The sequence below is a fragment of the Pontibacter aydingkolensis genome (genome assembly GCF_019443125.1).
GTDB classification, from domain to species: domain Bacteria; phylum Bacteroidota; class Bacteroidia; order Cytophagales; family Hymenobacteraceae; genus Pontibacter; species Pontibacter aydingkolensis.
Genome location: NZ_JAHYXK010000007.1, coordinates 177763 through 191427, shown reverse-complemented (window position 1 = coordinate 191427; position 13665 = coordinate 177763). Strand labels below are relative to the sequence as shown.

Genomic DNA, 13665 nt, shown 5'->3' with positions numbered 1-13665 from the left:
ACTAAAAAAGCCGCTCTTTGAAGGGGTAGGGGGATGAACAACAGCTGAGAGTTTTTAAAGCATTAAATTCTTTGTCAAATAGTCTGACACATAAGCTACAGCAAAAGCTGGCGGAACGGGAGGCGCATGGAAACTTGCGCCAACTTAAAACAACTGCCGGCCTCATAGACTTTTGCTCTAATGATTACCTCGGCCTTGCTCGCTCTGAAAAGTTGCGGGCGCTTATCCATGAGTACGAGGACAAGTATAAATATATGCCAATGGGGGCAACTGGCTCCCGACTTTTATCTGGCAACCATACTTTATTTGAGGAACTGGAAGCAACGATAGCGCAGTACCACCATGGCGAAACAGCATTACTGTTTAACTCTGGGTACGCAGCTAACGTCGGGCTTTTGTCTGCCTTGCCCCAGCGTGGCGACACCATTTTTTACGATGAGGCCATACATGCCTCTATCAAGGATGGCATGCGCCTTAGTTTTGCGAAGAGCTACAGCTTTAAGCACAACAACCTGGAGGACCTTAGGCGGAAGCTGAACCATGCAACGGGCTCAGTATTCGTGGTGGTAGAGTCTGTTTACTCCATGGATGGTGACAAGGCACCTTTGATGGAACTTGTGCAGCTGTGTGAAGAGCTAAGTATAGCCCTGATAGTAGACGAAGCCCACGCTGTTGGACTGTACGGACCCAAAGGCGAAGGCTTAACAGTTGCGCTTGGTTTAGAAGATAAAGTATTTGCACAGGTAATTACCTATGGCAAAGCGATGGGAAGCCACGGAGCAGCTGTGGTAGGCCCTAAAGTGCTGAGCGATTATTTAATAAACTTTAGTCGCGCCTTTATATATACAACAGGATTACCGACACATGCACTTATAACGCTGCAATGCGCTTATAAATTGTTGCCTGAGCTGGAAATAGAACGTCAGCATGTAAAAGCGTTGGCCAGCCGCCTGTTGGAGCAGCTGAATAAAGTAAAGGGCATACGCTGTGCCCCGGATGAGAGTGTTATACTTTCTGTATTCCTGGAGCAAGGCGATGTAAAAAAGCTAAAAGAGTTGGCCTTTTACTTACAACAAAATGGTTTTGATGTACGCCCCGTACTCAGCCCCACTGTGCCGCAAGGCCAGGAGCGTTTACGGGTGATTGTGCACGCATATAATACAGAAGAAGAAATTGAGGGCCTCGTGCAGGCCATAGCCAAAGGAACATGAAACGTTATTTTGTAACAGGTATCGGTACAGATGTAGGCAAAACAGTTGCAGCCGCCATACTTACCGAAGCCCTGCAAGCCGATTACTGGAAACCTGTGCAGGCAGGTGGTCTGGATTTCACAGACACAGACACTGTTATGAGTCTGGTGTCTAACACTGCATCTGTCTTTCACCCGGAAGCTTACAGGCTTAAGATGGCTGCCTCTCCGCATCGAGCCGCCGCCGCCGAAGGCATCGAGATTGATGTGCATGGGCTAAAGCTCCCGGAAACAAGCAACAACCTGATTGTGGAAGGCGCCGGAGGTTTGATGGTGCCTCTGAACAAGCGTTACCTTGTACTGGACCTGGTGCAGCAGCTTGGTTTGGAGGTGGTGCTGGTATCGCGCAACTACCTTGGAAGTATAAACCATACTTTACTTACGGCAGAGGTATTACGCTATCGTAAGATTCCGGTGGCTGGCATCATCTTTAACGGCGAAGAAAACCAGAGCTCTGAAGATTTCATCATCAAGTACACCGGCCTGCGCCGCCTGCCATCCATCCGCCAGGAAGCTGATTTCTGTAAAGAAACTGTTGCCGAATACGCTGCTGATTTTAAAGGTTATTTATAGTATAAGATAAAAGTATAGCTTATAGACTCAACTCTACTAATTGATTTATACTTTAAGGGTCTGAACTGGGGTTAATGGGGATTTAATTGATAGGCAGGATTGATTCTGCAGACGATTAACACACCCCTGCCCCTCTCAAGAGTATAATTTCTGCTAACTCTTTAACGGCCACCACAGTAGCCACTATATTATTTTGTCATCCTGAAAGGAGCTTGTGTGAAGAGAGTTTAAGCAAAAGCTACAGCGCTTACACTGAAACCTGAGTAATAGCAGGCTCACCGCTTTAGATAAGTCGAAGATCCCGGACTTGTTTCGGGAGAGGGGTAGGGGTGGTTGGCACCGGTACTGCGAATCAATCTACAAAGTATAGTCACTACATCGTCTTTTTATCTTCTACTCCACACCAATGCCTGGTAAAGTATAAAGCCTTACCTTTGCACCGAAATTTATACTTTAAAAGTATGGCTGAATACACTAGAAAAAAGCTACCTAAGCAAACTAAACTCAGGTATAAATCCTAACATCTTTTAATCTTAAAAATCCTAGTCATGGATTTAGCACAACGCGACCACAACGTAATCTGGCACCCTTATACGCAGATGAAAACTGCTGCCCTGCCTATCCCTATTGTTCGTGGTGAGGGGGCCTTATTATTCGCAGAAGACGGTACTACCTATATAGATGCCGTCGCGTCGTGGTGGGTGAACCTGCATGGTCACGCTCATCCACATATTGCGCAGAGAGTAGCAGAACAACTGAACACACTGGAGCATGTGATCTTTGCCGGCTTCACGCATCCGGCTGCCGTTGAACTGGCAGAACGACTAATACAAATCCTGCCTCAAAACCAGAAACGCGCCTTTTACTCTGATAACGGCTCTACTGCGGTAGAGGTAGCTATTAAAATGGCCATACAGTACTGGAATAATGTAGGTGAGCCAAAGCGTAAGATCATCGCACTCCGCGACAGTTACCACGGCGATACTTTCGGAGCCATGGCTGTTAGCAGTCGTAGCACCTTTACTGCGCCTTTCTGGTCATACTTGTTTGATGTAAAGTTTATAGACGTTCCAGTTCCGGGAGAGGAAGAAGAAAGTATAAAGCAGTTAGAAGCGATTGCCATAGCCGGAGGTGCAGCAGCCTTTATTTTTGAGCCATTGGTTTTAGGCACAGCCGGTATGGTAATGTACACACCGGAAGTACTGGACAGGCTTATGGGCATCTGCCAGAAGTATAACATCCTTACGATAGCCGATGAGGTAATGACAGGCTTTGGCCGCACAGGCCGCACCTTTGCCAGCCATTACCTGCAGCATCAGCCTGATATAATGTGCTTCTCCAAAGGCTTAACTGGTGGCACCATGGCATTGGGCCTTACCACCTGCAGCAACCAAATGTACGAAGCCTTTCTGCACCACGACAAGAGTAAAACATTCTTCCACGGGCACAGCTATACCGGCAACCCGATTGCTTGTGCTGCCGGCCTGGCAAGTCTGGATTTATTGTTAAAAGAAGAAACTCAACAAAGTATAAACCGCATTGTAGAGCAGCATACACAGTTTGCAGAAAAGGTTAAGCAACTGCAGTATGTAAAGGAGACACGCCAGCAAGGCACTATACTTGCCGTTGAGTTTGAGGCTGGCGGCACTTCATATTTTAGCAACCTGCGCGATACACTCTACAATTTTGCGCTGCAGCAGGGCGTTTTACTTCGTCCGTTAGGTAATATTATTTACATCATTCCACCATATTGCATTACTAACGAGCAACTGCAGCAAGTATACCAAACCATACTTGGCATGCACGGGTTAGTTGAGGAGGCACAATAATTTATACTTTGGCAGAGGTAAAACAATATATCGTGATCAGGGGCACAGGCGTAATCTCCCCGCTTGGGCACGATGTTGCGTCTGTTAATAGGGCTTATACTTTAGGAGTACCTGCTTTTACCACCATATTTCACAACGGAGAGCCAACACCTGTAGCGGCTCTGCCTGCCAGCGCTGAAGCAGCCTTACAAACGCTTGCTGCGTCTAACCCCAGCTACAGGCACCTCGACAGGTCTGTTTTAATGGCCATTTATGCAGCAAAGCAGGCAGTTGCAGAGGCTGGCTGGTTAAATGATGGGTATGCTTCTGACGACATGGCTGTAAATATAGGCTCATCCCGGGGAGCCACTGGTTTGTTCGAGCAGCATTACGATTCATATCAACAAAGTATAAACGGCAGCACAATGCCGGGCACCTCTCCTACTACAACGCTTGGCAACTTATCTAGTTGGGTTGCGCACGCTGTAAATGCCGGTGGTGCCCAGATAAGCCACTCCATTACCTGCAGCACTGCCCTTATGGCTATTGCAAATGGTGTTGCATGGCTGAAGGCTGGTATGGCAAAGCGCTTTTTGGCAGGTGGCACAGAGGCCCCTCTTACACCTTTTACAATTGCCCAAATGAAGGCAATCGGCATCTACTCTAAGCTTGCAGGCGATGCTTACCCATGTCAGCCTTATACAGGTAAACAAAATACCTTTGTACTTGGCGAGGGATCTGCTGCTTTTGCCCTGGAATTAACCGATGAAACAAACCTTAAAAAAGGGGACATCATAGTAGAGGCCGTAGGTTTAGGTTTTGAAAAGATCAGCAGTAAAACCGGGATTTCGGCAGAGGGTATCAACTTTCAGAAGGCCATGCGCCATGCCATTTCGCAACTTCCCCAAAATAATCCGGATATTGACCTTATTATCACACATACACCCGGTACAAAGGCCGGCGACAAAGCTGAGCTAGAAGCAATAAAGACTGTTTTTGCAGGCGCTGGACCTACAGTAACTACAAATAAATGGATACTTGGCCATACTTTAGGCGCGTCTGGTGCTTTAAGTTTACAGTTTGGCATGTTTTTGCTGGATTCAAATAAAAAACCGCAAATCCCCTACAATTTTTCAAAAAATTCCCCTTCAAAAAATACTAACGGCAGAATATTAGTTAATGCAGCCGGATTTGGAGGTAATGCAGCCAGCCTGATCATTGAAATCACATCCTAAAGTTTAGTTTCTGCCAAAATACTACTGTTTTAGTTAGTTATCAGGTTAAACAACACAAATTTCCTGTTTAAATACTACATCTGTTGTTATGCAGAAACAACTAAAAATAGTTATACCAACCTCTTAAAAACATTACTTCTCCTGCTTTTTTTATTATTAAACAGTAACAGCATCTTAAAAATTATATATTAGATTTGCGTGCAACTAATTAAACTTTAACCACTTATTCTAGCAGCGCCAGCCAAATGAAGTCATAAAAATTCCCTGTTACCTACAAATCTCACCTGCCAAACCTCTATTCTACTTATTTGTTGTCAAATAAATGAAATACATTTTCAGGTTATCGTACTATATATTAATTACACTGATAACTGATTATATCGCTAATGAAGCTATTGCTCAAACTCCGGGTTTGATCTTTAAGCCTGCTGCAAACGGCGGAAATAAAATTTTGGATCCTAATGGTGATGGCTATGTGTCTAAGACATCAACTGGCTTTACGGGGACCAACGATGAGCGAAGTACTTACAGTGAAGTTCCCTATCACCCTTTTCCGGCGATGGCATCAGAGGTTGTTGGAGACTTAGTAACTGGTACCGGCGGTGGCCATACTGACCTTGTGCCTTCTCAGTCTGCTGGTGCCACAGGCTCACCGATTGCGGCTTACTTTGACGGTAAAAACCTGATGTTCCGTATCAGGTTGGGCAAGCAGTCCACGGCCTCTAAAGGGTACAGCGTTATGATCGATTCTGACAACAGATTCGGCAACCTTATATCAGCCAGTTCTCCGTCTAATACCCCCAACCCAGGCTTCGAGTTTGAAGTGGTGCTTGCCTCCAACTTTGATGTCAGCCTGTACGACCACAGAAACAGACCAAATGGCGGCTCTAAGATATGGACCGGCTCTATAGACCAGTATTTCCAGAAATCAATAGCAGCATCGAAGGCCACCGGAGACGATGACTACTTCTATGATTTCTACATTCCCTTAACAGCATTTGCAAACGGTATTACAGCTGATACAAAGCTGCGCATGACAGGCATTACCATAACAAGTGCCCAAAGCGGTATTTCGGGTACAGTATCGGATGTTGGCGGTGTAAATTTTAGTGGCACTTACGGCGGAGAAGCCAGAAATGCCTGGTCAGATGTGATCAACAGTTTCCCGAGCGTTACCCTGAACGAACTCCAGAACGGAGGTTTTACGTCTACTACCATACTTGCGAAACCGCCTGTCATTAGTAGCACCATCTTTACCTCCAGCACAAGTATAAGCGGTACCTCTACAGAGGCGGCCGGCTCGGTAATAAGATTATACCAAAACGGTGTGTTGATCTGCGGCGGCACACTTGCCTGCCCTACAGTTAGCTCGTCTGGCACCTGGACCTTAAGCGGCATACCATTTGGCACACTTACCGGCGGCGTACAAATTACGGCTACGGTTACGGCTGCAGGCAAGCCTGCTTCTGTTGCATCGGTTGCTGTAGATGTTATACCCTTAGCCTCATTCTGTACAGCCACCGTTCCTCCAGTTATAACAGGCATCAGTACAGGAGGTACTAAGTCTTTGCGGGGAACCACGTCTTATCCTGGTTCACAAGTAATAAAATTATATCAGAATGGATCTACTGTTTCAACTATTTCCTATACAGTTAACGCAACAGGTACCAGCGCGCCTTATACATGGGATTTAAGTACAATAGCATCTCCAGTGGCTTTACCAGAAGGAATGTGGGCCGTTACCACTACGCCAACAGGAGCATGCGAATCTTTTAAGTCAAATGAGGTTTGCTATAATGGTAATGGAAATGGATCCTTTAATGATGCCGTTGTAACTATAACCAGTGTAACCTATAACGACAACACAACCAGTACCAGCCCATCTGTAAATAAAGACATCAAGATTATATCAGGTACTGTGAACCCTACAGGAGACGCCATCTATATTTACAAAAACGGGGAGCGTACTATCTACACCGTAGCTGGAACAGCTACTTGGCAAATAAACGTAACCGGATTATCTTTAGCAACAGGTGATGTATTGACAGCCCGTTCAATTAAATCGGGTGTTAAAAATGGTAACTACAATTGCGGGGATATCGCCTCCAACAGGTCAAATTTCTTAACCGTTACTGCTGTTACTTCTACACCAACCATATCGGGTACTTATTGCACCACAGGCAGCATAACAAGTGTTTCCGGGGCATGTAAAGAGCCGGCAGGCACCACTGTTCAGTTATACAATGCTGCTAACAATGCAACCATAGGCAACCCGGCCACTGTAAGTATAGGCGGCTCCTGGACTGTGAATGTTACTATAGCAAACGGCATATCATTTTATGCCATTGCCACAGCAACTGGCAAAACCCCGAGTGCGCGCTCTGCCACTGTAACACTGCGTTCCCCCGAGTCTAATGCAGGTCTGGCTATTACCTCTACTCCGGTCATAGAAGGAACCACCTCTTTGTCTGGTACAGCACCTTCAGGCACTGATAAAATCATCACGTTGTACATTGCGGGTTCTCCTTATGGCACTACCACAGCAACCAACGGCACTTGGTCTTTCACTAATATCTCGCCATTAGAGTTTTTCTCCGGTGCCGACTTGTATGTTACTGTAAAAACAGCATCTTCCTGTGAAAGTGCGCCTTCCCCAGTGGTAAATGTGCAGTGCCAGGCTCCTGCCTCAGACTTTACGGTTACTTCATCTATTGTATCGCCAACAAAAGCATGTTACGACAGCACGGTATCGTTAAATCTCTCGGATTCTGAAAACGGCATAATCTACAACATGTACATCTTCAAAGATGGCGTATATACCCGTACCGGAAGCTCAGTATTAGGCACAGGCAAACCCATCACCCTTGTTTCATGCCCCTTAACAATAGACCCTACCGTGCTGCAGGTAACGGCAACCAAGGTAGGCAGCGTAAACTGCGAACCTCATGTAGGATCGGCTGTTACTGTGGGGGTTTACCCGCAGGTGCCTAACACTTATGATATTGCTGCCACCACAACTTCCGGATGCCCGGGCCTTAGCACAACCATCAGTGTTACTAATGCGGCTACAGGCTACTCTTACCAATTGTACAACATTACAACCAGTACTTTTATAGGCACTGCTATCGAACCTACCGTTGCCGGCAATATTTCATTCCCGGCTATTACGGTACACTCCACAGCAGACTATAGTGTTTACATCAAGAGTGTATCGACGCAGTGCGGTACAGAGAATATAAACTCAAAGTATGTAAGTATAATAATTACAGGCCCAACGGTAACGCAGCAGGTAACGCAAAGTGCCTCCAAAGTATGCGTAGGCGGGTCTGCAAGCTTTAGTTTTACAGGCCAGGCCGAATACACGTACAGTTTAATTAACAAGGCTACTAACTCGCAGGTAGGCTCAAGTGTACCAGGAAGCAATGGCGGCACAGTTACACTTGCTACTGGTGCTTTGAACACAGCGGGTGTTTATAACTACAGAATTCTTGTTACAGGCAATGGATGCAGCTCTTATCTGGTGACTGAACCAACCGTAGAGGCGACAACCGGCAACCCTGCAACTGTATCAGCCGGTGCTAACGCAACAGTATGCGGCACCAGCTACACCTTACAAGGCAGCGACCCGGAACCGGGCACCGGCACCTGGACGCAGACTAGCGGCCCTTCCGGCGCTACCATTGTTAACCCATCCAATCCAAATTCTCTTATTACAGGATTGATTTCTGGTGCCTATCAATTCACCTGGACCGTTACATCTAGCTGTGGTACCTCTTTCAGTAACTCCAGCACAGTAACCATAACCATAAACTGCCCTGCAATATACAGTGTTAAGTCTACTAAGTTTGTAAATGAATATGTAAATGGTGAGGTATTGGCCACTGTATCAGATGAAGATGGCGGTGTACTTAGTGCTGCTTTGGTCTCTGGCATACTTCCGGCAGGCTCAACGCTAAACACATCGAGCGGAGAAATAAGGATTACAGACGTATCGGCGCTGGTAGCAGGAAACTATGTATTTACTGTGCGCACAACCGATGCCAGGGGTATCATAACTAATTCTGTGGTTGGCATCAGGATGTATGCTACAGAGGGATCTCCTACTCCCTTGCCTTTTGCTGTAGAACTGACCTCCTTTACCGCGATATATGCAAACAACAAGGTAAACCTGAAATGGGTAACTGCATCAGAAGAAGAAAATGACCGCTTTGATGTTGAAAGTAGCATAAATGGCAGAGACTTCGATTTAGCCGGTACTGTAAAAGGAAAAGGCTCCACTAATCATACTACACATTATACTTTTACAGATGCGCAGGTAACAGGCGGCACTATATACTATCGCTTAAAACAGACTGACTTTGACGGCAAGTATACTTATAGTAAAATAGTTGCAGTAACTGTAGCTGAGCCTGAAGTTATCAAGCTTTATGCTTATCCTAATCCATTTTTAGATCGTTTTTCGGTGCTGTACACAGCAAAGCAAACGGAACATGCAGAGATAGTGATGCTGGATTCAAGTGGTAGGCAAGTACATATGCTAAAGGTTCTGCTGGCAGAAGGTAGCAATGACATAAAAATAGTGCCTCCTTTTAACCTTTCCAGAGGCTTTTATATAGTCAAAATCTCGGGAGGATCTTCCAACATATCATTAAAGATATTTAAAAAGTAAAAATACAGAAACTTAAAAGCACGAGGGCCAGCTGTATAGTTGGCCCTCGTGCTTTCAGGCTATATGTCAATAAATCGACAGTCTGCAGTATTATACTTTAAAAACAAAGTATTGCATTTTTATCAAATTTGTACAACTGCAAAGCAGTAAATCAGTACAATCAGGTTACCTTTACTTCTTTAAGTCTAATTGCTTGTTAAAACCTCCCTTTATCTTACAAGCAATATTACATTTTTATCTGAAGGCTTATGCCTTTCGAAACAGTTATACTTCTATGTGTATTGTCACACATACTGGTGCAAACGTAGAGTTAGTGTATGAAGCTTTAGCAATAAAAGCATGTACAGTAACATAAAGTAAATAACAATGAATAAAAACTTTTACGCTTACGCATTCACTTCATTATTAATTTTTGTTCTATTTCTGTTCTTAACTTCAGTATCTTAAGCGCAAACCCCAGGATTTATATATAAGCCAGCTATAAGTGGTGGCCAAAAGGTCTTGGATCCTAACGCCAACGGATATGTATCTTTATCCACTTCAGGCTTTACAGGCACCAACGATCTTGGTCCTGCTGCAAGTGAGATTCCTTATCGCCCATTACCCACTTTAGTAACTGAGCCTTTAGGAGATCTTAATACTGGCAGTACCGGAGGGCATACTGATTTAGCTCCTCCTTCTCCCGTTCAGGCATACTTTGATGAAATCAATATTATGTTTCGCTTTAGACTGGGTGGAGCATCAACAGCTTCGAAGGGGTACAGTGTCATGATAGAATCTGATGGGCAGTTCGGAAACCTGGTAGCAGGCGGCAACCCTGCTACTACCCCAAACCCAGGCTTTGAGTTTGAAGTCATACTGGAGTCAAACTTTGATGTGGCAGTATTTGATCACCGCAACAATCCCAACGTTGGCCCTAAGATATTTAGCGGATCAGTAGATCAGTACTCGCAAAAAGCAGTAGCCGCAACTACAAACGGTGGCAACGCAGATTATTTTTATGACTTTTATGTTCCACTTTCTGCTTTGCCTGGCGTTACCATCACAAGTGCACAAAGTGGTATAACGGGAACGGTTTCAGATGTAGGAGGAGTTAACTTTCAGGCGTATGACTACAGCAAGCAACGCGCCTGGGCTGCACTTATGGGTTTGTCCCCCCTACTTCATTAAATCAAATAAGAACAAGTGGCTTTGCCCTGATAGCCGCCACGCCACCTGTTGTTAGCAGCCCTATTCTGGCTAACTCTACTTCCATATCAGGAACCTCTACAGAGCCAGCAGGGTCTGTTGTTATTGTTTATCGTAATGGTGTCGCAATTTGCGGAGGCACCGGTCAGCCTACTTGTACAGTTGTGAGTGCAACAGGTACCTGGGCTTTAACAGGGTTAGCTGCCAATGATGTGATTACTGCAACAGTGACTCCTACTGGCAAGAGTATATCTGCGGCATCTTCGCCAGTTACAGTTATTTCTGGCGTTTGTCTTTCTACACCGCCACCTGTAATTACAGGCTTAGGCGGCTCTGGCAATACTAACCGATCTTTTGTGGGTACAAGCACTTATGCTGGTCCTCAGCGAATAACTATTTATAACGCTACTGGCAATATAATTGGAACATACTTTTTTACATCCACCGGACCATCTCCGTATACCTGGACAACCCCAACCTTTGCTATATCGGAGAATATTTATTATGCAACACTTACATCGACTTAATAATTACCCACACTCCAGGCACCCGCGCAGGAGACAGAGCTGAACTGCAAGCAATTAAAACTGTATTCTCAGAAAAAGATCAATGTATAACAACAAATAAATGGATGTTTGGTCACACACTTGGCGCTTCCGGTGCTTTAAGTTTGCAGTTTAGTTTACATATATTTAATAATCAATTTGTACCATTCTACTATCCTACAACTCTCCCAATACCTAAACCTTTTATTAAGTACAAACGAATTTTAATAAATACGGCGGGATTTGGCGGAAAGGCCGCTTCAATAATTTTAAGTCAAATTTAGCACAACAATTCAAATGTTATTATTCTTAGATTATACTTAACTTACTAATTTAGTACATCTAATTACTTCTTGCCAAAGAAATAATATTAATTTCTTATATGTAATTTTTATCACCATATTTGCACCTCTATTTATAATAACATATAAAATTATACTATTAAATTAATATAATAGTTTGATTTCATAATTGATTATCTAATTATCTGGATTCGCCTACAACACAAGATAAAAGGGTGAATGCTTTAGTTATAAATTCATTTTAGCCTAAATGAAAGAAAGTTCTACTGCTTCTTTGATAAATAGCATAGCATTAATATGCATGTATATTTTGAAATTGCATGCCCTATTATTTAAAGAAAATACTAGGTTATACACTTGCAGAAAAGGTCTTTTTCTTACTTTAGGGCTATTAGCAAGTGTTACATTGTTGTCACCTGAAGCAGCTGTTGCACAGAAAAATGTTACTGTATGCTCTGGAGGATCTGTTACTCTTACTGCAACAATACCTCAATCTTATAAAAACTATGCTTGGTTTAGAAGCACCGATAACGGGCAAACTTGGGTATTTATTGTACAAGATACTAAACCTCCAGGAAATGTTGTAGTATCAAGTTTACCTGTGAGTAACATAACTGATAGCTTTAACAATTATATTTACGCAGCAGGTTATAATAATAGTGGTGGTAGTAACTATACAGACTATATAGTTACTACAGACAATCAATCTAGATTAATTGTCAATCCTACACCCGCTGCCCCAACTGCCACAGGCGCCTCGCGTTGCGGGACAGGCACCGTTACCTTAACTGCTGCTGGCGCCCCAGCCGGAGGATCTTACAGATGGTATACCGTAGCTACTGGCGGTACACCAATCAGTGGTGCAACAGGCTCTAGCTACACTACTCCAAGCTTAACTCAAACCACAACATATTACGTTTCTACAGTAAGTGATCTAGCTTGTGAAAGCTCAAGAACGGCAGTAACTGCCACTGTTAATCAGGTACTTGCGCCAACTGCTACAAACGGTTCACGTTGCGGAACAGGCACCGTTACCTTAACTGCCACGCCAGGAACTAATGGTAATATTGTCAGATGGTATGATGCATCGAGTGGGGGTAGCCATTTTCATGAAGGCACCTCATACACCACTCCTTCACTGTCAAGCACCACAACCAACTTTGTTTCAAGCTACAGTACTACCACAGGTTGCGAGGGCTCTACAAGAACTGCGGTGACTGCCACCATTAACCCTATACCTGCTGCACCAACTACTACAGGCGGTTCACGTTGCGGACCAGGAGATGTAAATTTATCTGCTGCTGGTGCTCCAACTGGAGGATTATACAGGTGGTATGACACGCAGACTAGCACAACAATTCTTCTAGAAGGCTCATCAACTTCAGTTATAGCAAGGAATGTTCAGGCCACAAGAGATTTCTGGGTATCTGCTGTAGATGCTTCTACAGGGTGTGAGAGCGAAAGAACACGTGTAACTGCCACCATTAACCCTATACCTGCTGCACCAACTACTACAAACGGTTCACGTTGCGGACCAGGAGATGTAAATTTATCTGCTGCTGGTGCTCCAACTGGAGGATTATACAGGTGGTATGACACGCAGACTAGCACAACAATTCTTCTAGAAAGCTCATCAACTTCAGTTATAGCAACAAATGTTCAGGCCACAAGAGATTTCTGGGTATCTGCTGTAGATGCTTCTACAGGGTGTGAGAGCGAAAGAACACGTGTAACTGCCACCATTAACCCTATACCTGCTGCACCAACTACTACAAACGGTTCACGTTGCGGACCAGGTTCTGTTACCTTATCTGCTGCTGGCGCCCCAGCCGGTGGAACGTACAGGTGGTACACCGTAGCTACGGGCGGTACTGCCATCACTGGTGCAACTAGTGATACGTACACTACACCAAGCATAAGTGCTACCACAACGTACTACGTTTCTGCAATGAGTGCACAGAATTGCGAGGGTCCAAGAACTGCGGTGACTGCCACCATTAACCCTATACCTGCTGCACCAACTACTACAGGCGGTTCACGTTGCGGACCAGGTACCGTAAATTTATCTGCCACGCCAGGGACTAATGGCAACACTA

General features: G+C 44.6%; 9 protein-coding genes. 8 read left to right on the top strand and 1 reads right to left on the bottom strand.

From position 1 onward, the window contains the following. Positions 1-71: 71 nt before the first annotated feature. The 6 genes from K0O23_RS10740 to K0O23_RS10715 all read left to right on the top strand — a co-directional run bounded on the left by K0O23_RS10740 (position 72) and on the right by K0O23_RS10715 (position 10704). Positions 72-1211 (top strand): aminotransferase class I/II-fold pyridoxal phosphate-dependent enzyme, encoded by a 1140-nt coding sequence (locus K0O23_RS10740; RefSeq protein WP_219877417.1) that lies wholly within the window; start codon positions 72-74, stop codon positions 1209-1211. After that, positions 1208-1822: a dethiobiotin synthase gene (gene bioD, locus K0O23_RS10735; RefSeq protein ID WP_219877416.1), complete on the top strand. Its 615-nt coding sequence runs from the start codon at positions 1208-1210 to the stop codon at positions 1820-1822. Before K0O23_RS10740 ends, bioD begins: the two co-directional genes overlap by 4 nt. Before the next feature lie 548 nt (positions 1823-2370). Continuing rightward, positions 2371-3651 (top strand): adenosylmethionine--8-amino-7-oxononanoate transaminase, encoded by a 1281-nt coding sequence (gene bioA, locus K0O23_RS10730; RefSeq protein ID WP_219877415.1) that lies wholly within the window; start codon positions 2371-2373, stop codon positions 3649-3651. An 8-nt stretch (positions 3652-3659) separates the two neighbouring features. After that, positions 3660-4865: a beta-ketoacyl synthase N-terminal-like domain-containing protein gene (locus tag K0O23_RS10725; protein ID WP_219877414.1), complete on the top strand. Its 1206-nt coding sequence runs from the start codon at positions 3660-3662 to the stop codon at positions 4863-4865. Positions 4866-5187: 322 nt separating this feature from the next. Continuing rightward, complete coding sequence (locus K0O23_RS10720; protein ID WP_219877413.1) at positions 5188-9534, top strand: T9SS type A sorting domain-containing protein; 4347 nt, start codon at positions 5188-5190, stop codon at positions 9532-9534. Between the two features lie 501 nt (positions 9535-10035). Next, positions 10036-10704 carry a hypothetical protein gene (locus K0O23_RS10715; protein WP_219877412.1) on the top strand — a complete coding sequence of 223 codons (669 nt, stop codon included), beginning with the start codon at positions 10036-10038 and terminating at the stop codon, positions 10702-10704. Between the two features lie 163 nt (positions 10705-10867). Here the strand turns inward: K0O23_RS10715 and K0O23_RS10710 are convergent, their stop codons facing one another. Further along, positions 10868-11062, bottom strand: a complete 195-nt coding sequence (locus tag K0O23_RS10710) for a hypothetical protein (protein ID WP_219877411.1) — start codon at positions 11060-11062, stop codon at positions 10868-10870. 87 nt (positions 11063-11149) lie between these two features. On the opposite strand from K0O23_RS10710, the gene K0O23_RS20485 reads away from it, so the two are divergent. Both K0O23_RS20485 and K0O23_RS10700 read left to right on the top strand, forming a co-directional pair. Next, positions 11150-11551, top strand: coding sequence for a hypothetical protein (locus tag K0O23_RS20485; protein WP_219877465.1), 402 nt, complete (start codon positions 11150-11152; stop codon positions 11549-11551). 619 nt (positions 11552-12170) lie between these two features. Beyond that, positions 12171-13665, top strand: a 1495-nt coding sequence (locus K0O23_RS10700; RefSeq protein WP_449579755.1) for an immunoglobulin domain-containing protein, incomplete at its 3' end; no start/stop codon positions are given.